Below are 21128 nucleotides of genomic sequence, written 5' to 3' on the forward strand. Positions count from 1 at the left end.
CACCTAATTATCAAGAATTAGCCAAAGCCATAGAGTTGGGGTTCAGTCAAGTTACATCATCAAATATTTTTAACTGGTTTACGCACTGCTGTTATTGTACCTCATCTTTCTGAGAAAGGCTATATAACAACTAATAACTAACAACTAATAACTAATAACTAATGACCAATGACCAATGACTAACAACTAACAACTAACAACTAATGCCCCATGCCCAATGCCCAATGCCCTGTTTGGCCAATGCCCAATAACTCCAAAAATAGAGTGTGGGCAAGACCTCATCTTACCCACACCTAAAAAACGTTATTGATTTTATTTTGACTTGTGATGACATTCTTCATCTATTTTGTGCTGAAGTTCTTCTTTTAACTGTTCGACAGCGCGCTTAGTTTGAGCCTTTTCTTGTTTCTGCTGGCCGAGGGCTTTTTCTGTTTCCTCACCAAGCAATTTTTCCCTTGATTTTGGTAATGTAACTTCGCGGCCACTTACTACAGTATGGATCGGGTTTTCTTCATTCATTAGTTTTCACCCTAATTTATGCTAAACATATTTTCAACAAGGCTAATTCAAAGTTGACCTTAGCTAGATCCTAAGGTAAAGCACGTAGAGTTCCCTCTGCCTGAAGGGTGATAGGGCTGGGGGAAGAGTGGGTTAGTTTTTAGGTTTGAGTATTATAGTAAAAGCAATCTACGGAGAGTTATATCTCCCGGAAGCAAGATATGGGAAGGAGAATAGTGCATGAGTAGGTGCAGTTAGTTGGTGACTCGCACGCAGCTAGGCGGTGAATGAGTTGGGGAGAGTGTAAGAGGTAAGAGAGGGATAATTGTTCTGCGGCATTGCACAAGTGGGTTCTACCGTTTGTTTGATGAGGCTGCTTAGACCTCCGTCACAGATTGAGATAAAAATCGGTGACAGGTTAGTGCAGAATGTAAGTCAATGCAGGAAGGTTTGACCGTTAAAATCAACAGGATGCAGCAATTGTTAAGTTGTGTGGCGATCGGGTGAAATAATCTGCTAAACCTGAGTTAGCCTCCGGACTAACTTCCCGCAGGATTGAACTAAAATTTCTGTTATTAGTAAAAAGTATCTAAAACCCTATGGGAGCAAGGAGCAGTAACCCCCTCGAAGCAGCCGGCCCAGCTTGTGAGCCGATCAAAATAGGCGTGTTGCATTCGCTGACGGGAACTATGTCCATCAGCGAAATTTCTGTAAAAGATGCGACGCTGCTGGCTGTTGAGGAAATTAATGCGGCGGGAGGGGTACTCGGACGCCCCTTGGAAGCGGTGATAGCAGATGGAGCTAGCGATTTGCAGACTTTTGCTCAAAAAGCTAAGCAATTGCTCCAAGAATCGCAGGTGGCGGTGGTATTTGGTTGTTGGACTTCGGCTAGTCGCAAGGCGGTACTGCCGGCTTTTGAGTACGGCAATGGGTTGCTGTTTTATCCGGTACAGTACGAAGGGCTAGAACAGTGTCCGAATATTTTCTACACTGGTGCGGCGCCGAACCAACAGATTGTACCTGGGGTGAATTACTTGCTGGCTCAGGGGAAGCGGAAAATTTTCCTGTTGGGTTCTGATTATATTTTTCCCCGGACGGCAAATTTGATTGTGAAAGCTCAACTGGCGGCACTCGGAGGAGAGTTGGCGGGGGAAGTGTATCTGCCACTGGGTTCGAGGGAGGTGGACGAGGCGATCGCACATATTTTAGCAGTGAAACCGGATGCGATTCTCAACACTCTTAACGGCGACAGCAATGTGGCTTTTTTCCATCAACTGCGGGAAGCTGGTTTGAAACCGGAGGATTTGCCGGTGATGTCGGTTAGCGTCGCAGAAGAGGAAATACGGGCGATAGGGCCATCTAATATTGCCGGACATTGGGTGGTTTGGAACTATTTTCAAACTGTTGATACGGCGGAAAATCAGAAATTTGTTAAGGATTATAAAGCGAGATATGGGGAAAATCGTGTCACGGATGACCCAATCGAAGCGGCTTATTTGGGGGTTTATCTGTGGAAGGAAGCAGTAGAAAAAGCTGGTTCGATAGATGTAATTAAAGTCAGGGCGGCTGCTAAAAATATTGAGTTTGCAGCGCCTTCGGGCATGGTAAAAATAGATGCTCAAACCCAGCATACTTGGAAAACAGTGCGGATTGGTCAGGTGCGATCGGACGGTCAAATTGAGGAGATTTGGAATTCCGGGGCACCTGTACAGCCGGATCCTTTTCTCAAAAGCTACCCTTGGGCGGCGGCACTAAGTCCGAAGCAGATTTCTGTGGGAACTAGGGCTTCTTTGCTCGGGCTGTTTGTCATCATGGTACTGATTACTTGGATGGCGGTGGGAGTCGGGTGGATGGGTTCTTTGGAGATGAAGAACTCTTTGCTGGCGATACAGGCGACATCAGCTCCAGGGGGGGCTGTGGAGGCAACAATGGCGGTGCTGGCCGAGCAAACTATGGCTGTGGCGAGCCGCACTCAGAGTTGGCTGGTGGGGGCTTTGGTTTTGAGTTCGATCGCAGGTATAGTTGCTTGTGTGTCGGTGTCGGCGATTATTCGGAATTTGGGTTTGCTCCGGGAAACTGCCCAACAGATTGCGAGCGGTGATTTGACTGCTCGATCGCCTGTGGTGTCTAATGATGCGATCGGAGTGCTATCTTCTACTCTCAATACAATGGCTCAGCAAATTAGCAGTTTGCTCAAAGGTTTGGAGGTGCGGCAACGACAGCTAGAAGAGCGATCGAGTGAATTGGAAATTGCTAAGAATGCTGCGGAAGCTGCTAACCGTGCCAAAAGCACTTTTTTGGCAAATATGACTCACGAATTGCGGACGCCCTTAAATGCGATTATTGGCTACAGCGAGCTGCTGCAAGAAGAGGCTCTGGAACTCGGCGAAGAAGAGTTTGTGATGGATTTGGCAAGCATTAATATGGCAGGCAAGCAGTTGCTGAACATTATTAGTGACATCCTGGATATTTCTAAAATAGAAGCAGGAAAGATGACTCTTTTCCTGGAGACTTTTGATGTCTTGAATTTAGTCGATCAGGTTGTGACTACGGTTCAACCGCTGATGGCGAAAAATGGCAATACTTTGAGTGTCAATTGCGATCGCGATATTGGTACGATCCACGCTGATTCGGCGAAGCTGCGACAAGCGCTGTTGAATTTGGCGAGCAATGCTGCTAAGTTTACCGATCGAGGCAAAATTACACTTAATGTTTGGAAGGAAGAATGGGAAGTTTTGCCTGTGGAGAATTCCGAGGATCTCTCGGATATTGGCTCTGAGTTTCACAGATATTCGATCGTGTTTCAAGTCACCGATACGGGCATCGGCATGACTGACGATCAGATTTCGAGGCTGTTTGGAGCTTTTTCACAAGCGGACGATTCGACTACTCGCAGGTACGGTGGCACGGGCTTGGGGCTGACTATTAGCCGTAAGTTTTGCCAGATGATGGGCGGGGATATTACGGTTGAGAGCGAGTTTGATTGCGGTTCTACTTTTACGATTCGCTTGCCGATGGCGATTAAAATCGAGAAAGAAGCGGAGAAGGAGGCAGCACCGGAAGAAACAAGTCAACAAGAAGTGCGATCGCAAACGCTGGAACTTCCTGATGCTGCTACTGTGCTAGTAATTGACGACGATCCAGACTCGCGGGATTTGATCGCCCGCTGCTTGTCAAAACAAGGATTTCGGGTACTCTCGTCAGCTAGCGGTGAGGAAGGGCTTAAGTTAGCTAAGGAGTCGCTACCCGATGCGATTACTCTAGACGTGATGATGCCGAGTATGGACGGCTGGGCGGTGCTGTCGGCGTTGAAAGCCGATCCGGATTTAGCTAATATTCCGGTGATTATGTTGACTTTTTTGGACGATCAAAATCATGGTTTGGAATTGGGAGCAGCGGAGTATTTGAGGAAGCCTTTGGATTACAAACGCTTTGCTGATTTATTGAGTAAATATCAGCGCCCGCAAAAGTAGTCTGTTGACGGTTGACTGTTGACTGTTGACCATTTGTGACAAGTTAATAAAAAGTGCAAATTGTCAAGGGGGTAGACTTGCAAGAGGTAAAATAGGATGAAACCTTGACCGGGTAAGCAGTTGAGCCATAATTGAACCAGTTTATGAGTAGCAAAAAACGCATCAACCGAGATCGTGCAAAGAAAAAAAATCGTCCTCAAGTAGAAAACGAAGCGATCGCGAATTACCTGGAAGATTTATTAATTCCGGCAATGGCGGCCCAAAAAACTTTTTATCGCCAACTAAATTTAAGAGATAGAATTTTAACACTACCCATTAATGATAGCCTCCGTATTAAGTTTATTATGGCGAGACGTAGCAGGAGTAACAGAATTAACCAGATTATTAAAGAGAGAAGGCTTTTTATGGTGTCAGCCACCAGAAATTAGCCAACAAGCATTATCACTCAGATTTTTAACTTTTCCAGCTATTTTGTTTGAAAAAGTATTTAAAGAATTACTACCTCATTTTCGACAAAAATGGTTGATGAGAAAGTCGAGACCATTACCAGATAGCGTACACTTTGCCTTAAAAAACTTTGAAAATATCTGGATAGCAGACGGCTCAACATTAGAAGCATTATTTCGTAAACTAGAAAGTTTATCAGATGTTCCAATTGGTCAATTATCCGGAAAAATGTGAGTAATAATAGACCTAGTAACTCATCTTCCCGAAGAAATTTGGTTTTGGACAAATCCGAAACAAGCAGATACCCATTGGGAAGAAGATTTACTAAAAACAGTTAAGCCAAAAACTTTGCTGTTACTGGATAGAGGCTTCTATCACTTCGCTTTTTGGGAAAAATTAATTGAGCAAGAAATTGGATTTATCACTCAAATTAAGAAAGGTGCATCTTGTCAAGTCAAGCGGTATTAACCAATACTTATGATGTCAAAGACCAGATAATCCAGATAGGTGCAGGGACAAAAAAAACACCAGCTTTGACTATAAGATTAGTACAAATTCGCTCGAAAAATGGCTGGCGTTCTTATCTGACGAGTGTCCGAGAACCCGAAATATTGCCTCCCTATGTAGTGGCAGATTTATATCAAAGACGCTGGCGAATTGAAGACGCCTTTTGTATAGTAAAGAGACTCCTAAATTTAAGTTATTTATGGAGCAATACAGTTGACTTAAGAAAAATCTGACTTGCTCAAAATGGCTATATTGCCAGAAAATCGTCAGATGAAATTCATCAAAAGCATTAAGTAAACCGTATTGAAATACAATCCACTCCATCAAGAGAAGAGTTTTGAACCGTATTGGGGCGCTTTTGGCGCAGAGGGAAGAGTATTGCGAGGGTTTTGGATGTCGTAAAAAACCTTTTATCCCTCCCCCTCTCTGTGTTCTCTGTGTTCTCTGCGGTAAAATCTTCTTAATATTTACTTCACCTCTTTATAATCCAAAAATCGTCAGATGAAATTCATCAAAAGCGTTAAGTAAACCCTATTGATTTATGGACAGGTTCTGTCAACGGAATCCAGCTCCAAATCTGGGCTACCTGGCTATTTTATGCGGTTTTGGTAGACTTAGGGGATGCTGTTGCAGATGAATTAGGAGTACCAATTGAACGTGTTTCATTAGAAATGATTGATCGTGGAATGTATCATTTTTCTGTTGCCTATCAAAAAGGATTAGCTTTTGACCTAGTTAAGTATTTTGCTGACCAGAAAAATCAAGATTTAGGGATTCGATCGCGACTGCGAAAACCTCATGTCAGGCTAATTATTTCTCCTTTCCCTGGAACTCAAAGAAGTCCCGAACAATTTTTTTTCAATAATAAGGGAACAAATGGAGTCATCTTTTAATTGGTATCTCGGTAAAAAAATGAGTAAGATTACTCATTGACAACACTGCTTTTAGCTTAACTTGTGAGTAATGGGCAAGGTTCGATCGACTGGTTTAAAAAGCAAATTCCCTAAAATCAAAATCTTTTGGGGGCTCACAAGCTCCAAGCTTTCATTACTTGGGCTAACAAACATCTCTAATCAGGCATTACCGATCGCGATCGCCATTTTCCCCTTCCCTACAGTTGCTTTTTTTGGGGAAACTGCTATTATTTACGATAACGCAGCATTCAAATATTTTAATTTTATTAAAGTGAAAAAAATCGCCCTTTTTTTCGAGTTAACCGCTTGACTCTGAAGTTTTTTGGAGGTACAATTTAATAATCGGAATAGTTGCAAAATTAAAATTAAACTTACCACTTCCATTATCTAAAATATACCACCTAAAGTCCAGACAAGTCAATAGGTAATAATTCCTTTTTTTTGCCAATTTTTTGACACTGTTTCTAAACTTTTTGTGGTTGATATCGACGAAAAGCATTGCTATCCAAAAATGGGTTTGTTTCCACAGGCCGTGCAATCACAGGTGTGGAACGGTTACATTATCAATTTTTCTTGAGGGATTTTCGGTGGTGGCGCACCCTACACCTACTAACTCAACTTCGACTAGATAGAGAGTGGATTTTGGTGTTTAGTTAAAATGAACTTATTAATAATTCCTTGACCTTGCCGCGCTTGCAACTCTTAGAGTTAATTCCCCTAGACGCTGATATTTCAATTTGCTTAGGGACATGAGCTATTTTAAAAGCTTCAGTATCGCTGTATATTTTTTCGATGAAATCGCAGTTAGAATTAGACAGCATAATTTTGACACCCCGTTGGGCAAGTTCTGCAAAAACATCTCTAAGCTTTATCTGTTCGGCTTGTTTGAAGTTCTCGCGGCTGTAAGCTGTGAAATCGCTAGTAGAACTGATAGGATAATAAGGTGGGTCAAAATAAACAAAGTCTTTGCTGCTTGTAGCAAAATCTAAAATTCGATCGAATTTTCTCACTTCAATTTGAGCGGGTGCGAGTAGAGATGAGACCGATCGCAATAAATCGGGTTGACAAATGTTAGGATTTTTGTATCTGCCTATGGGAACATTAAATTCACCTTTGGAGTTTTCTCTGTACAGACCGTTGTAACAAGTTTTATTGAGGTAGATTAGCCGTGCTGCTTTTTCTGTATCTGTGTTGTAGGATCGCGATCGCACCGAGTAATAATAGGCTTGATTGTCCTTACTGTGCTCTGAAGCGTGCTCTAACAAAAGCTCAATCAGATCCTCAACTTTATCCCTGACACAGCGATAAGCATTAATCAACTCAGGATTAATATCTGTTAACACAACTTGCACAGAAGGGTGCTGTTGTGCTAAGTAAAAAAATACGGCTCCGCCGCCCAAAAAAGGCTCGTAGTAAGTGGTGAACTTTTTAGGAAAATAAGGTTGATATTGTCCAATCAACCTTGTTTTGCCTCCAGCCCATTTCAGAAATGGACGCGGCAAGACGAAAGAAGGTGCGGCAGCAGACATTTAGGTAGAAATAACAGCCCTATAATATTTATCACAACTACAACTCACAACTACAACTGAATAGAAATACTTCTCTCATTCGTTACCAGAAACAATTGGTTGAAAGCCGGAACGCTTTGAGGGAGAAATTAAAATCAGACTATTCATTACTCCAATCCTCGGACTTATAGGTAGAGGTCGCTCTCAAACTGTCCCCGGTCAACTGTCCCAGGTCAACTGTTGAACGGAGGTCGCGTTCCGGCATTGAACAGACTCAGACCCGATCGCTCTCACAAAACTTTTCGTTAGAATTATATATGTTAGCATCGCCCTTGAAAAATGCCCGATCGCCCGATCGGCAGATTTAGCTCCGGCTGTGCCAAAATTGTCTAACTCGCTCACAAGTGTTACCAGTCAAAGATCGAGCTGTAACACTTTACCCCACCGGTGCTCATGCAAGATTTCATTAATAACATCTCTCGCTACCCTCGTTTTTTGATTACTGTGTGTCTGGGAATCTTTTTTTTCCTGTTCGAGCGACTCAAACCTCTGCTCGATCGACCGGCAACTGCGATCGCCCTGATTACTTCGATTGTAGCGACTTTTGTGTTTCTAACTTTTACACTGCGCGCCATGTTAGGTCTGAGTCCGGTTTAAAGGCAAAATTTCTGCCCGAAAAAGCCGGCGAACTCTGACAAACCATAGCCCACAAACCAAGAACGTAGAGGGTTTGGGGGTTGCGACTTCTGAGTTTGAGTTAAAACACTAACCCCCGAAATAAGTGCAACTCTTCCGTGCGATCGCACAATTGGCAATAGTCGCTGCGATAGATTGGAAGAGGAAGTAAAGTTACCCTAGTTATGTGAGCGCTCCTCAACCTTGGCGCAAGCAAACATTACCGAAGTGCAGCACAACAGTTCCGGCTATCAACACAACTGGGGAAATACTGCACCTCTGTTTCCCCCACTCCCACTTAATCCTTAGGAAGCGGCACACCCCGCCCCGCTTTCCTCTCCCGTTAACCTGACGGTATCACGAGAGTTTCCAGCGGACAAGACAGATGAAATTTGAACATATCTATCAATTTTTTCAAGACCCACCTCCTGTTTATCTAAACAAGGAACTGGCAGTGTGCTACATTCTCTCGGTGTTATTGCGCGGAGATTCCTACGGTACAGAACTCATCGGACAACTAGAAAGGGAATTTCCCATCTACCGACTTTCTGATACCGTCCTCTACAGCGCTTTGAAATTTCTCGAAGATGAAGCCGTCATTACCGGTTACTGGAAAAAAGTAGAAGGACGCGGCCGCCCCCGCCGGATGTATCAAATCCTCCCTGAGTGGCGGCATCAAGCTCAAGACCTGGCTCGTCTGTGGCACGAGTACATCGGTCAGGGAAACGGCGCGTCTGGCCGTCGTCCCCGTGCCTTAGAAACTGGTCACACGGGTTAGCAGGCGTTGAAATCGGATGCCTAAACCCTTGAGATGCGGTGCTACTAGCAAAGCGAATTGTCCGATTGCCTTCGCTTTGCCAGCATCGCCGCCGCACAGCGATTAGAGTAGCGATTCACTACGTCAGGACTTACGCATTGTCACTTGAGAATTAAGGATGATGGGGAGATATGGAAATTGGGTGATGGGGAGAAAAACGCATTGCTAGAAAGCTTGCCGAGAATTTGGGTTGAAAAGTGTCTGCGTAAGTCCTCGATCGTTTTCTTCTTTGACACTCCCGGGCTTGAACGCACGGGGATTCTTGGTTCAATCAGTCAACTTGCTTTCTTGATGTCACCACCAATGGGTAGAGGTCGGTTTCCAAGCGTTAATTCCGGTGTGTCCCACCGTATTTGAACTAATTCCTGCTTGTCTCAATCCTTTGGTCAGAATATTTAAAGCTGCATTGTGGTCGCGGTCTAACACGGCACCACACAGGCAAATATGAGTTCTGACTGAGAGCGATTTCTGAACGCGATTGCCGCAACTTGAACAATCTTGGGAAGTATACCCAGGGGCAACAGCAACCACTGTTTTACCGTACACTTTCCCAAAATATTGCAACCATTGGAGAAATTGCGACCATCCTGCATCACTAATAGACTTAGCAAGCTTATGGTTTTTCACCATATTTCTGACTTGAAGGTTTTCGTAGGCTACGAAATCGTTTGATTTCACTACGCACAACGCTGTTTTAATAGCGAAGTCTTTGCGCTGCCTACTGACTTTTAAGTGCTTTCTACCTAACTTATTTATCGCTTTCTTACGATTACTCGAAGCTTTCTTTTTCCGAGACACTCGTTTCTGCAACCGCTTCAAAGCTTTTTCACTCTTACGGAGATGCCGAGGATTTGGAACTGTTTCTCCGGTACTATTGGTGTAGAAATGGTTCAACCCCACATCTATGCCAATCGCTTTCCCCGTAGGAACTATTTCTTCTGTTCGCTCTACATTAATACAGAACTGAGCGTAGTAACCGTCAGCACGACGAATTACCCTGACTCGCTTGATTGCGTTGGGTGAATAGAAGTGCAAATCTCGACTACCGAGTAATCTGAAGGTTCCCGCAGCAAAACCGTCCGTGAAAGTCAGACATCTTTTATCGACCGAAAGCGCCCATCCTGATGTTTTGTATTCTACGGAGTGAGTGTTTTTTTTGAACTGTGGGTATCCTTTTTTTCCTGGTTTTGACGCTTTGCAATTAGAAAAGAAACGTTGAATAGAAAAAATGGCACGTTCGGCCGAAGCTTGACGCGCCATTGAGTTAAGTTTTCCGGCCCATTCAAATTCTTTCGCCATGATGGCGCATTGTTTGTATAAATCCGATAGTTTAACTCTGGAATTGTCGATCCAATATCTGAGAGCTTTGTTTCGGACAAACTGAGCTGTGCGGATCATTTCGTCTACGATCCGGTATTGCTGTGGCTTGCCTTTTAACTTGAACTCTAGTACAATCATGGAATGATTTTATCACGCTTACGGACAATAGTGGCTATAAGCATGATAGATTCAACAATCTTTATACTCGCAATTAAAGCCGTCCTAAAAGGACGAGGCTTTAGACCCAATTTTTTGCTAAACTTCTGTAAAGTAATAGTAGATAATTTCAATTACACAAACTTCTACCGATGGATACTACTGTTCTTTCTTCCACCTTTGTGATGACGCTGCTGTTGGCTGTTGGCTTGTTTTTCTTCATCAAGGCCTCAGTCAAAGATCGCATCGAACAGGTCAAGCTTGCTTCCGAGAGCGCCCAAGAGTCACTGTTAACCCAGCTACAAGAGTATTTTGCTTCTAGGGCTTACCGAGTTGCAGCGGTTGATGCCCCCAACTATAAAGTCACTTTTGAGGGTTTTGTGCGGCCGAGTTGGTTTTTAGCTGTCTTTTTAACTCTGTTGAGTGCAGGCGGGGCTCTCTGCTTGGGACTGGTTTTGGGAATGCTAGTACCGCAGCAAGGTCAAATCTTCCTAGGTTTGGTACTGCTGTCGCCCTTGACGGGAGTATTTTATTGGAAAAAAGCCGGACGTTCCGAGCAAGTCCTTCTCAAACTTGAATCAGTTGCTGACTCGGAAAGCCCAACCAAAAGCTTTGTTACTGTCAGAGCTCACCGCGACGAACTAGCAACTATGCAAAAAGCTTTGAATTTGAAACCGCTGCAAGATTAAAAGTTTGGTGCGGAACGTTTTTTGATATGCTAGATGCCGTGCTTCGACTTCGGGCCGACAAACGGATTGCTGCTGGCAGTTGTCTGGTTGGCCCGAAAGTTCGATCGACCGGCACGGTCAAACGATATTTAGATTGTGAGATTTTAGATTTGAGATTTATTCTACAGATGAATCTGGGAGCTTTAATTTTCGTCTAAAATTGGGAGTGGTTCGCGACTCGATTCCGGGCTGGTATCAGTTTGTTGGGCAGAGTCAAAAAAAACCATTATCCTGAGAGTGCCAATTGTGCCGATCGCCCGCTGTGACGATCTATCCTGTTGCGATGGCTCCTTATACCTTAACTTCCCAAGGATTTTTCGCGTAAATTTCAGTTGGCACTCTCCAGACAATGAGAACTCTCGCGCTTTTGTTAAAAGAGCCAGAAAAACATTGCTGTCAATGTTTTGACCTAAACATTTCGATCTATGCGCGACTGGCGGACACCGCAGGAATTTTTTCTGCGGTTGCTTCCAGCATCACCTTTAAGCTGGGAAACAAGAAATGGTTCTCTTCTACGTATTGGGCTCCGAACAAACCTTTTTCAGCCCAGAAGTATCTGTCGGTGGTATGCTCGTTACGCTTGACCAACAGTAAAGCTGGGGGAGCAATGCCTTCGGCATGGATGAACTTGCGAGCCGCTGTTACGGGTTTATCTTCGCCGCTCTCGATGCTATATTGAGGCACACACTCTAAAATTCTGCGTCCTTCTTGTCGGCGGCGACTTTTGCGCTTGCGTCTCCTGGCCAATTTCTTTACCTCCTCTGTGAGCAGACAGTGTGAGCAGACAGTATGAGCAGACAGGTTTTGACATACTCCCCAGCCATAAAGACATGGGGATTTTGGATTCAAACAGCTTTCCTCAAGCACAGCTTGTCTGATATTGCCGAGCATCCTAGGTTGATGCCCCAACCTATCTCAGATTTTTTGGATTATAGAGTTGAGACCGGATTTTTACATCTGGCGAATCAACAATACATGATTCAATCATCAAAGCTGTCCCGATCGGACGTGGCTTTTAATCCAATTTTTAGGTAATGATAGCTACCAAATCCGAGGCCAGTATATCCGTTCTAGCTCTAAACTTCAACTGTTTTTAATATATCGACATAATCTTAACATTCGTGCCGATCGACAAAAGTGCAGCGGTTGTGGTAAAGTGGGCCGCAACTTCCGGCAGCAGCCAAGCTTGGGACTCTGGGGAAGCTATGCAGGCGGGGCTTTAAAGCAATTGTGTTTGTGAAAGCTGAATCCTGGGAACCGATCGGCCTGCCATCAAAGCCCAGATACTAGAAATTTAGCTGGAACAGCAGAAGCCCCACGTCTGTACGCGATAGGGTCAGCGTGGGATGAATGCGCGTGAGGCGACGATTGCCCGTCCGACAAAACCGACAATCGGCAGATCTTCGGTTGCGAGGACGGGCATGAGGAGACGAACAAAATCCCTTGCTCTGCCATTGTCTCTATGTTATCATGATTCCAGTAACTGCGATAAAAGTCTGAAATGTTAAAGCCGGTCAAAGTCAGAATTTATCCAACCATCAAACAACAAAGTCACGCTTGCTGGAGCCTTTGGCTGTGTAAGATGGGTTTGGAATCAATCTCTGGCTACGATGTCTCAGACCTATAAAGAGACTGGGAAGGGCATATCGGCTTTGACAATGAAGAAACAGATTCCTGTCTGGAAGACTGAGCATGAATGGCTCAAAGAATGCTATTCTCAATGCCTCCAGTCCTCTGTACTTAACCTGTCTCAAGCTTTTATCAATTTCTTTGATGGTCGAGCGGCTTACCCTACCTTTAAAAAACGCCAAGGTAGACAATCGATGCAATACCCTCAGAATGTCAAAATCCTGAGTAATAGTGAGATTAAATTCCCTGGCAATCTTGGAGTGGTTAAGGCTAAAATTCATCGCGATTGTATTGGTACATTAAAGACTGTGACGGTATCTAAAATGCCTGATGGTCGTTACTATGCCTCACTATTGATGGATGATGGTGCTGAAAGTCCAGTAACTAACGGTGATGGAAAAGCTATCGGTCTAGACCTGGGCTTAATTGATTTCTGTGTTACCTCCGAGGGGTCTAAATACCAGAACCCTCGACACATCAAAAAGTATGAATGTAACCTTAAACGCAAGCAGCGTAAACTGTCTAGAAAGAAAGATAAAACTACCAATAAACGACGCAAGGCGAAATGTGCTGTAGCCAAAGTCCATGCAAAAATAGCTAGAGTCCGGGTCGATTTCCGACACAAACTATCCCGTAAGATAGTTAACGAAAACCAAGTTATTGTTGTCGAGAATCTGGCAGTAAAGAACATGGTAAAAAATCATAATCTGGCTAAAAGTATTGCTGATGCTGGCTGGGGAATGTTTGGCACGATGTTAAAGTACAAAGCGGAAGCAGAAGGCAAAGTCTATCTAGAAGTAGGTCGATTTTTCCCTTCGTCTCACCTGTGTTCAAACACTTTACTGTCGTTGCCAAAAATGGATTTATCTGTGCGTGAATTTAACTGTCCCCACTGTTCTAAGCGGCACGATCGAGATATTAACGCAGCAGTAAATATTAAAAATGAAGGCTTACGGATATTGGCGTTGGGAACCAGCGTTACTGCCCTTGGAGGCAATGTAAGACCAAAACAGTATGGGCGCAAGTCCACTACTGCCCTTGGCGGTTGCCCAAGAAGAGGGAAGCCCACACTCTACCCGATAGGGTGAGTGTGTGGTAGTTCACTTAAAATTCCGTAAAAGATCTTAATGTGGCACTCATGTTAATGCCAGCCAGTTCAGAATTTGTCAAGCTTTGTCGATCGCAGGTGGCGATCGCCGTCAGTTTGGGCGCGACATTCAGCGCAGTATACCTGACACAAGAGCTGGTAGAAGGCAGCGAGGCAAAGTTAGTGCCGATCGCAGTTTACCCAGAAACCTCAGTCGAACCAGAAAATCAAGAGTTGAGGCTCGAACCGGCTTCAAGCTCGACAGTGAAATCGATGCCGCGGCGGCTGGCTGCGCCGGCTTTGGCTGTGGAAGCATCAACCGTGGGCGCGATCGCACCCGAGCCACTGCCCGGTTTTGAAAACAGTTCCAATCAGTGCCAAGGCCCGGGGAATGTGTGGCAGCAACGGAGGCAAATAGTGACGCCTCTGATACACGAGGACGCTGTCCTGGGACTCCTGGTCAGCGGTAGGGAAGACAGGGCTTGGAACGATCGAGAGGAGGCTCAGATCCAACAAATTGCTCGCACTTTGGCCCTAGCGTGCATTTTAGACCAGCGATCGCAGTGGATGCATCAGGAATTGGGATCTTCCCGGCAAATCCAGGCTCAGGTTTATGACACGATGCACAACTTGCTGCACCAGTTCAAGAGTCCGCTGACAGCGTTGCGAACTTTTGGCAAACTGTTAGCGCGCAGGCTGGTACCAGAAGACAAAAACCGCAATGTAGCTTTTAGTATTGTCCGAGAGAGCGATCGGCTCTCTGAATTGCTCGGCCAGTTCGATCGCACAGTAGATACCGGCGAAGCAAATCTCAGACTCCCATCAGGCACTTCAGAAACAGCAACTTCCAATATCCAATTAATCCAGCATTCTCCTCTGTCGCTGTTACCAGTGGCCAATTTGGACGAATCCTGTGTAGTGACATTCGTCTTAAAACCCCTGTTAATTTCCGCCGAGGCGATCGCATCGGAAAGGCATCTGTCATTGTTAGCCGACATTCCGGCGGATTTGCCACCAGTCTCGGCGAGCGATCGAGCTTTGCGCGAAGTTTTGAGCAACCTAATTGACAATGCTTTGAAATATACCCCCGCCGGCCGCCAAATTTATATTAAAGTAAGCTACGAAGCGAACCACCGCCCCTTACCTGCCATAGCAGTTGCAGTCAGCGACACAGGTTCCGGCATTCCCCCCCAGGATTTAGAGCATTTATTTGAGCGGCACTACCGGGGAGAAAAAGCCCAGACAGAAATTCCCGGCACAGGATTGGGTTTGGCGATCGCCCGCGATTTAGTCCGCCAAATGCAAGGAGAAATCCAAGTATTTTCCCCAGTAAATCCGGAATGGCTTCCATCTAGTGCAGCTCATTTATATCCAACGGATAGCGGCACTACATTCGTCATTTGGCTGCCGGTGAAGAAGGAGAACAACTGTTTGTAGTGCGGACTTCAGTCCGCAATATTGAGCGGACTGAAGTCCGCACTACAAGCCTTACTTATTGGGATCAATAGATCGGACATGATATCATTGCCAATCTAAAATTTAAAATATAAAATAGTCTCACAAACTCTATACCTGGGAAAAACCATATGAAGCATCTGCCTTTATTCGATAAAATTCCCAACTTTTCAAATCTTTTAGAAAATCTCAAAAAACACTTTTTTACTGTACCATTTTTAGTTATTTTCAACACTCTGACTGTCCTGATTTTAGGCGGGCTGAGCCTATACGCCAAACTCAACAACCAGGGAGACGGAGTTGAACGCCTCTTTAGCGATCCTTTTAATTCCTGGTTCCCTTACGAAGGCCTCCTAACCGGAATTTCCGAAGTCCTCTGGTGCATCCCAGTCGCAATTTGTGCATTTACATTCGGAGTCCTGCGCCAAAAAGACCCCCGCAGTCGATCGGCAATATTCTTCTTTTTTAGTGCTTTACTGATGGGAGTCTTTTTCTTGGATGACAGGTTTCGGATGACTTTGATTCTTTCTCAGTTGGGAATATCTAAGAAATTAATTTATTTGTGTTATGGTACTGGCGTTTTCCTTTACGGAATTAAATTTTGGCGATACATCAAAACCACTCCTTACCTGCCCTTAATTGCCGCATTTCTCTTATTTGCTATCTCGCGGTTTGAGGATATTATAGACACTGGTAGTCTAGGAGTACACGCCATGTTAGAAGATGGCACTAAGTTATTAGCTCTTCTGAATTTGGCCATGTATTTTTGGCACGTATGTTATCAAGCAATTTGTCAGTTGACAGTTGACAGTTGACAGTTGACAGTTGACAGTTGACAGTTGACAGTTGACAGTTGACAGTTGACAGTTGGCAGTTGGCAGTTGACAGTCATTGGAAGCAATTACTAATTACCAATTCCAATCCGCAATGCCCAATGCCCAATGCCCCATCCCTCCGCTTCGCTTCGCCCTGTTTGGCCTTCTTCCCAATGCCCTGTTTGGCCTTCTTCCCAATGCCCCATGCCCCATGCCCCATTACCGATTCCCAATTACAAACAAACTTTTAATGTTTTGTTTATTCTTCTGGCTAAAACTGTCAGGCAATCCGCGAAACCCCTGGAAATTCAGAAATTGAAACCCGCGAGTATCAGTCAGTAACTTTTGCGTAGAAGGTTTTTGAGCCGAAGTTGCAGCATGAGAGGCAATTTCTTTCTCTACTGTTAACACATTTCCGTAAAGATTGGCAATTATTTCTTGACCTCCGGCAGTCATTTTCAAATGCTGCAATCCTTCTTGAATGTAGGGATAGACAACATTCCAAAAAAACTTGGGATAGCCCGATCGCAAATCTGCCGGATGGCGGTAGCCTAGATTTTTATTACTACCTATTTCTTCAAATTCATAAAACAGCGCCGGTATTTTTTGCAAGTAGCGGGGGTCGCTGAGTTGACCGAGCAAATCTGCTGCCCGCACTAAGCCGGGATAATTGCCAGTACAAGAGTGTTCTTCGTCGTTCGGTACGGGAAAGCGAGTCAATTCAATATTGCGTATAATAGCCTCTGAATCAATCAAATCGTGACCTAAAAAATGTTCTTGTACGAACATTTTACCCCGGTCTATATGATAGGGAGTTAAGCTAGCATCAGTTGTACCCGATTCTAGATAAATTGTATTGCTGTCAGTGCCTGTCGCATACAATCTTTCGCTTTGTCTATCTTGGGGGCAGATTCCTTTGACGTAACCGATATCGTGGCACAGCCAAGAAACGATCGCCTCTAGCCAATTTTCTGGGGAGATGTTTCCTTCGCTGAGGTATTTACCGCGCAATATTTCTTGCCCTACTAAGGTGACAAGAACTGTATGTTCGACGTTGTGATAAAGAGCGTCGCTGCTGGCAATGTTTTCTAAAGCTAGGCTGACAACCTGTTCGATAAGTCTGGCGCTGTCAGATTTAATGTTCCCGTAAGTGTTTCGGTATCCGGCTTTTAAGCTTTCAGTTAAGGAACTGATGATGACTGTGGTGGGGTTCAACATTTGTAGTTACCTTGATGGCGGGTGATTGCGAACTATTGCATATTTGCAATTAGTTTGTCAGAGGAGTATTTTTTTTCCAAGAAGTCATTTGTGCAGTCAATCTAAAATCTAAAATCTAAAATCTAAAATCTAAAATGGATCGACTGGCTGTTGGTTTTTATTGTCACCGATCGCAATTGGCGATCGCAACCAGAAAAGCTCATAAGTTTGACAGTTTTTGCGCCTCAGCAATTTCCCGCTGATTGGGGAGCTACGGCAATACCTCATAAAACCTCATAAAACCTCAGGAAAGCAAAGGAGCAGCTAACTCGACTCGGAATTTGCCGTGCAAGCCCTCAGCTCGGCTGCTGGCTTGAATGTTGACCCGGGAGGTTATACAATTTATAAAAAGTCTTGCTATGAATGAAGTGTGGGATTTTTTTCCTAAAACCAACCTACAACAGTCAAGCTCCCAAGCCCGATCGCCATCAGTGATTCCCAAATCTAAAATCTAAAATCTACAATCTATAGCAATCCTAAATGATTTGTGTCATTCTCTTGTAGGGGCAAACCCCCCGTGGTTGCCCGATAGATAGGGGTAGGCACGGGGGCACTACCCCTACAAATATTCATGAATCATTTAGGATGGCTATACAATCGAAATACGTTAGTACAAAAATGAATATTCAAGAAGCTTTAGAATTTATAGAAAACTCAGTTCACCTCAAAACAGGCAAACACCTCAACGATTTGGAAAGGCAGGTTTTTATCGGGACTTGGCAAGGACAAACCTATGAGCAGATTTACCCATTAAACCCGGAATATGTCGAAAAAGATGTAGGTTACAAGCTGTGGCAGAAGCTGTCAAGTATCTTGGGAGAGAAAGTTACAAAAAAGAACGTGCGAGGAGCCATAGCTCGCTCGATCGCGCGGCAGGAAATGCGATCGGCAGAACATCTAAAACAGCCTTCCCAGACTGAACCGAGGAATGGGACAAATCAGGGAAAACGAGTTTTTATTAGCTATTGCAACCAAGAACCCGATCTGAGTTTGGCACTGGAGCTTGCCGAAGGCATAAATGCAACGGGACACCAAGTATTCGCTGCCAATATTGGGGCGGTTTATCCCGATCGCGAATCAGCAAAAAACTGGCTTTCTCAAGTTGACTTTCAATTAGAACAGTGTGACTATTTTTTATTGTTGCTGTCCGGAGAAACGGCAGTTAGTGAAATAGTTATGGAAGAATTGCGGAAAATCAAAGAATTGCGCTACAGACGGCAAAATCCGGCCCCTGCCGTGTTGCCAATTCGAGTCAATTATCCTCCCAGCATACGGCTAAACCACGACTTGCGGAACTACATCAACGATACTCAGCAGCGGGAGTGGACATCACCGGCTGACACGGTACTGCTCCTACAAGAAATCAACCAAATGCTGTTAGAAACAGTCGCTGGGGAAAGCACAGTACAGCCAGCAGGTACATCGCAAACAGATACAGAAGATGACATATCCGCAGGATTTATAGTTAATTTAAACCTGCTGGCGGCAGAGCATTCTTTCCCTAAAAGTGCGACTCATACTGTAACCATTTCTCGGACTCTGCCGCTTTCAAATCCTCCATCACCCGCCGCAGAGCCGCAGATTCCCCAAGGACAAGTCAGGCTGGATTCGGCTTTTTATGTCGATCGCGTTCCCTGGGAAGCTCAGTGTTACAAGGAACTTTTGCAGCCGGGAACTTTAATTAGGATTAAAGCACCGAGACAAATGGGCAAAACTTCGTTAATGGCGAGGATTCTTTATCAGGCAAAAGAACAAGGCTATCGCACTGTTCCTCTGAGTTTTCAACACGCAGATGCTGCGTCATTTGCCAATCTCAATTCACTGCTGAGGTGGTTCTGCACCAAAATTACGCGCAAGCTGCGTTTGCCTCACCAGATTGACGATTATTGGACGGATACTTACGGCAGCAAAGATAATTGTACGGCTTATTTTGAAGATTTTTTGTTGTCGGAAAACAATGCACCGCTGGTCTTAGGATTGGATGAGGTCGATCGCGTTTTCCAGTATCCTACAATTGCCGATGATTTTTTTGGGCTGCTCAGGGCCTGGTATGAAGAAGCCGGATATGGCGACAGCGACAGCGAACTGTGGGCAAAACTGCGTTTGGTAGTGGTGCATTCAACAGAAGTTTACATTCCGCTGAACGTAAATCAATCACCTTTCAATGTGGGATTGCCCATAGAATTGTCCGAGTTTAGCGCCGAACAAGTGGCAGATTTAGCGAGAAGGCACGGGCTGAATTGGCAAATAAATATGGTGGAAAAATTGATGAATATTGTGGGGGGTCATCCCTATTTGGTGCGGGTAGCTTTATATCACATTGCTCAAGAATTTGCTCTTTTCAATCGCCGATTTTCAGGTTCTGCAAAAGAACAAAAAGATTTAGAGGAAACTTTAGATCGACTTTTAGAACTTGCTCCTACCGAAGCAGGAATTTACGGCGATCATTTGCGCCGTCATTTGTGGAATTTGCAAGAACATCAGGAGTTAGCAGCGGCTTTTAGCAGGGTAGTAGCAGCTAATGAACCTGTAGAGTTAGAATCTGTGCTGGCGTTTAAGTTGCACAGTTTGGGGTTGGTGCAGTTGCGGGGAAATGAGGTAACTGTGCGCTTTGAGTTGTACCGTCAATATTTTAGCGATCGACTAAAATGTATTTAAGATTAATCTAACTTACAACACTCTTGCGGGAGGTAATAAAATGCCGTCTCCATTTCCCGGGGTAGACCCTTACTTAGAAAATCCTGAATTTTGGCCGGAAGTTCATCACCGCTTAATTACGGCGATCGCCATTGCGATCGGGCCTGCGCTGCGCCCGAAATACCGATCGGCAATTGAAAAGCGGATTTATTTGAGCGAGGCCGAAGATAGCGATTTGTTGGGAATTCCTGACGTGAGAGTATTCGATCGCCCGTCCACCGCCAGCCCATCTGTTATGACTGCAACGCTCCCCCATTCCGAACCGACGACAGTTACGGTACCAATATTAGAAGAAGCTAGGGAAGGCTATTTAGAACTCCGAGAGGTAGGTACAAATCGGGTCATCACAGTCATAGAAATTCTTTCCCCGAAAAACAAACGGACTGGCAAAGGTCGAGAGGAATATGAAAACAAGCGGCAAGAAGTGTTGAGAAGTGCCTCGCATTTAATAGAAATTGACTTGCTCAGGGCGGGGAGACAAATGCCTGTAACGGGCGGGACTAACACGGATTATCGAATTTTAATTAGCAGGGCAAATCGCCGCCCAAAAGCTCAGTTATATGCTTTTACGCTACGAGAAGAAATTCCCCCATTTTTCTTGCCATTGCAGCCGGGAGATACAGAATTTCAGGTAGATTTGCAAGCTTTGTTCGGCGGTGTTTATGACAGAGCGGGATTTGATTTGTCGATCGACTATGCTCAGCAGCCTGTACCGCGACGGTCGGAAGAGGATGCTGTTTGGGCACAGGCGCTGTTGCAGGCAAGGGGATTGGGGTGAACGGGGAGTTATTTCGGGCAAAAATATCATGTTTAGGAGTAAAATAATTGATTCCCTTTGAATTTATCGTCACTGGTTCGCCAGTTTCTCTACAAACAAATAACCGAGCCAAGCTTCAAGAGTGGAAAGCCAAAATTCGCGAAACGGTTGCGGAAGCATTACCGCTCGGAATGGAAGCTACTAGCGAACAAGTTCAGGTTATTATCATACCAATTTTTTATGAGGCTGCTCCCGAATTCGGATCCCCCCTAACCCCCCTTAATAAGCAGGGTGGATTAATTGTCGAGAGGTTAAATCAAGGCTATGAAGGCTATTGACTGACATCATGCGAGGCATTTAACAGGTTTATCTGAACTAGATAAATCAA

Annotated in this window: 18 protein-coding genes and 2 pseudogenes; 14 read left to right on the plus strand and 6 right to left on the minus strand. The window is 44.7% G+C overall.

Annotated features, from left to right (window positions below):
* Nucleotides 1-312: 312 nt before the first annotated feature.
* Nucleotides 313-519 carry a hypothetical protein gene (locus QZ938_RS29895; RefSeq protein WP_293144320.1) on the minus strand — a complete coding sequence of 69 codons (207 nt, stop codon included), beginning with the start codon at nt 517-519 and terminating at the stop codon, nt 313-315.
* Nucleotides 520-1097: 578 nt separating this feature from the next.
* Here QZ938_RS29895 and urtA point away from each other — a divergent pair.
* The 4 genes and pseudogenes from urtA (at nt 1098) to QZ938_RS29915 (ending at nt 6149) form a co-directional block, all read left to right on the plus strand.
* The gene (gene urtA, locus QZ938_RS29900; protein ID WP_293355472.1) at nt 1098-3971 is read left to right on the plus strand and encodes an urea ABC transporter substrate-binding protein; all 2874 of its coding nucleotides are present in this window, start codon (nt 1098-1100) and stop codon (nt 3969-3971) included.
* A gap of 143 nt (nt 3972-4114) precedes the next feature.
* Nucleotides 4115-5143 (plus strand): annotated as a pseudogene (locus tag QZ938_RS29905) (IS4 family transposase); the annotation flags it as partial.
* 321 nt (nt 5144-5464) lie between these two features.
* A pseudogene (locus tag QZ938_RS29910) lies at nt 5465-5818 on the plus strand (IS4 family transposase); the annotation flags it as partial.
* Nucleotides 5819-5888: 70 nt separating this feature from the next.
* On the plus strand, nt 5889-6149 hold the full coding sequence (locus QZ938_RS29915) for a hypothetical protein (protein WP_293355475.1): 261 nt from the start codon (nt 5889-5891) through the stop codon (nt 6147-6149).
* Between the two features lie 343 nt (nt 6150-6492).
* On the opposite strand, the gene QZ938_RS29920 is transcribed toward QZ938_RS29915, so the two are convergent.
* Nucleotides 6493-7368 (minus strand): DNA adenine methylase, encoded by an 876-nt coding sequence (locus QZ938_RS29920; RefSeq protein ID WP_293355478.1) that lies wholly within the window; start codon nt 7366-7368, stop codon nt 6493-6495.
* Between the two features lie 432 nt (nt 7369-7800).
* Between QZ938_RS29920 and QZ938_RS29925 the strand changes: the two genes are divergently transcribed.
* Nucleotides 7801-8004, plus strand: coding sequence for a DUF751 family protein (locus QZ938_RS29925; RefSeq protein ID WP_293144336.1), 204 nt, complete (start codon nt 7801-7803; stop codon nt 8002-8004).
* Between the two features lie 403 nt (nt 8005-8407).
* The gene (locus QZ938_RS29930) at nt 8408-8800 is read left to right on the plus strand and encodes a PadR family transcriptional regulator (RefSeq protein WP_293144339.1); all 393 of its coding nucleotides are present in this window, start codon (nt 8408-8410) and stop codon (nt 8798-8800) included.
* Nucleotides 8801-9133: 333 nt separating this feature from the next.
* Here the strand turns inward: QZ938_RS29930 and QZ938_RS29935 are convergent, their stop codons facing one another.
* On the minus strand, nt 9134-10297 hold the full coding sequence (locus QZ938_RS29935; protein WP_293355481.1) for a transposase: 1164 nt from the start codon (nt 10295-10297) through the stop codon (nt 9134-9136).
* 170 nt (nt 10298-10467) lie between these two features.
* Here QZ938_RS29935 and QZ938_RS29940 point away from each other — a divergent pair, with 170 nt between their 5' ends.
* Complete coding sequence (locus QZ938_RS29940) at nt 10468-11004, plus strand: cofactor assembly of complex C subunit B (RefSeq protein WP_293355484.1); 537 nt, start codon at nt 10468-10470, stop codon at nt 11002-11004.
* A 26-nt stretch (nt 11005-11030) separates the two neighbouring features.
* Nucleotides 11031-11201 carry a hypothetical protein gene (locus QZ938_RS29945; RefSeq protein ID WP_293144348.1) on the plus strand — a complete coding sequence of 57 codons (171 nt, stop codon included), beginning with the start codon at nt 11031-11033 and terminating at the stop codon, nt 11199-11201.
* Between the two features lie 265 nt (nt 11202-11466).
* On the opposite strand, the gene QZ938_RS29950 is transcribed toward QZ938_RS29945, so the two are convergent.
* Entirely contained in the window at nt 11467-11790 is a 324-nt protein-coding gene (locus QZ938_RS29950) for a DUF3155 domain-containing protein (RefSeq protein ID WP_293144355.1), read from the minus strand.
* A gap of 782 nt (nt 11791-12572) precedes the next feature.
* Between QZ938_RS29950 and QZ938_RS29955 the strand changes: the two genes are divergently transcribed.
* From QZ938_RS29955 to QZ938_RS29965, 3 genes are all read left to right on the plus strand, one after another.
* The gene (locus tag QZ938_RS29955; protein WP_293144592.1) at nt 12573-13760 is read left to right on the plus strand and encodes a transposase; all 1188 of its coding nucleotides are present in this window, start codon (nt 12573-12575) and stop codon (nt 13758-13760) included.
* 56 nt (nt 13761-13816) lie between these two features.
* Entirely contained in the window at nt 13817-15196 is a 1380-nt protein-coding gene (locus QZ938_RS29960) for an ATP-binding protein (protein ID WP_293363605.1), read from the plus strand.
* Between the two features lie 149 nt (nt 15197-15345).
* Nucleotides 15346-16029: a hypothetical protein gene (locus tag QZ938_RS29965; RefSeq protein ID WP_293144358.1), complete on the plus strand. Its 684-nt coding sequence runs from the start codon at nt 15346-15348 to the stop codon at nt 16027-16029.
* Between the two features lie 219 nt (nt 16030-16248).
* Here QZ938_RS29965 and QZ938_RS29970 read toward each other — a convergent pair whose 3' ends face one another.
* On the minus strand, nt 16249-17247 hold the full coding sequence (locus QZ938_RS29970) for an Npun_R2479 family HD domain-containing metalloprotein (protein ID WP_293144360.1): 999 nt from the start codon (nt 17245-17247) through the stop codon (nt 16249-16251).
* A 129-nt stretch (nt 17248-17376) separates the two neighbouring features.
* A complete protein-coding gene (locus QZ938_RS29975) occupies nt 17377-17514 on the minus strand; it encodes a hypothetical protein (protein ID WP_293144362.1) in 138 nt (45 codons plus the stop codon).
* A 390-nt stretch (nt 17515-17904) separates the two neighbouring features.
* Here QZ938_RS29975 and QZ938_RS29980 point away from each other — a divergent pair, with 390 nt between their 5' ends.
* Genes QZ938_RS29980 through QZ938_RS29990 form a run of 3 tightly spaced genes read left to right on the plus strand, consistent with a single transcriptional unit; the run spans nt 17905 to nt 21078 of the window.
* Nucleotides 17905-19944 carry an AAA-like domain-containing protein gene (locus QZ938_RS29980; protein WP_293355487.1) on the plus strand — a complete coding sequence of 680 codons (2040 nt, stop codon included), beginning with the start codon at nt 17905-17907 and terminating at the stop codon, nt 19942-19944.
* Nucleotides 19945-19984: 40 nt separating this feature from the next.
* The gene (locus tag QZ938_RS29985; RefSeq protein ID WP_293355490.1) at nt 19985-20761 is read left to right on the plus strand and encodes a DUF4058 family protein; all 777 of its coding nucleotides are present in this window, start codon (nt 19985-19987) and stop codon (nt 20759-20761) included.
* 47 nt (nt 20762-20808) lie between these two features.
* Entirely contained in the window at nt 20809-21078 is a 270-nt protein-coding gene (locus tag QZ938_RS29990) for a hypothetical protein (RefSeq protein WP_293355493.1), read from the plus strand.
* Nucleotides 21079-21128: the final 50 nt, after the last annotated feature.

Source organism: Microcoleus sp. CAWBG27 (assembly GCF_020883145.1).
GTDB lineage: Bacteria > Cyanobacteriota > Cyanobacteriia > Cyanobacteriales > Microcoleaceae > Microcoleus.

Bases quoted from the DNA above. Each gene is read 5' to 3' on its own strand.
- QZ938_RS29935 (WP_293355481.1), bottom strand. From the start codon at position 10,297: ATGATTGTACTAGAGTTCAAGTTAAAAGGCAAGCCACAGCAATACCGG.
- QZ938_RS29930 (WP_293144339.1), top strand. From the start codon at position 8,408: ATGAAATTTGAACATATCTATCAATTTTTTCAAGACCCACCTCCTGTT.
- QZ938_RS29895 (WP_293144320.1), bottom strand. From the start codon at position 519: ATGAATGAAGAAAACCCGATCCATACTGTAGTAAGTGGCCGCGAAGTT.
- QZ938_RS29970 (WP_293144360.1), bottom strand. From the start codon at position 17,247: ATGTTGAACCCCACCACAGTCATCATCAGTTCCTTAACTGAAAGCTTA.
- QZ938_RS29915 (WP_293355475.1), top strand. From the start codon at position 5,889: ATGGGCAAGGTTCGATCGACTGGTTTAAAAAGCAAATTCCCTAAAATC.
- QZ938_RS29985 (WP_293355490.1), top strand. From the start codon at position 19,985: ATGCCGTCTCCATTTCCCGGGGTAGACCCTTACTTAGAAAATCCTGAA.
- QZ938_RS29925 (WP_293144336.1), top strand. From the start codon at position 7,801: ATGCAAGATTTCATTAATAACATCTCTCGCTACCCTCGTTTTTTGATT.
- urtA (WP_293355472.1), top strand. From the start codon at position 1,098: ATGGGAGCAAGGAGCAGTAACCCCCTCGAAGCAGCCGGCCCAGCTTGT.
- QZ938_RS29960 (WP_293363605.1), top strand. From the start codon at position 13,817: ATGCCAGCCAGTTCAGAATTTGTCAAGCTTTGTCGATCGCAGGTGGCG.
- QZ938_RS29945 (WP_293144348.1), top strand. From the start codon at position 11,031: ATGCTAGATGCCGTGCTTCGACTTCGGGCCGACAAACGGATTGCTGCT.
- QZ938_RS29975 (WP_293144362.1), bottom strand. From the start codon at position 17,514: ATGAGGTATTGCCGTAGCTCCCCAATCAGCGGGAAATTGCTGAGGCGC.
- QZ938_RS29965 (WP_293144358.1), top strand. From the start codon at position 15,346: ATGAAGCATCTGCCTTTATTCGATAAAATTCCCAACTTTTCAAATCTT.
- QZ938_RS29920 (WP_293355478.1), bottom strand. From the start codon at position 7,368: ATGTCTGCTGCCGCACCTTCTTTCGTCTTGCCGCGTCCATTTCTGAAA.
- QZ938_RS29980 (WP_293355487.1), top strand. From the start codon at position 17,905: ATGAATATTCAAGAAGCTTTAGAATTTATAGAAAACTCAGTTCACCTC.
- QZ938_RS29940 (WP_293355484.1), top strand. From the start codon at position 10,468: ATGGATACTACTGTTCTTTCTTCCACCTTTGTGATGACGCTGCTGTTG.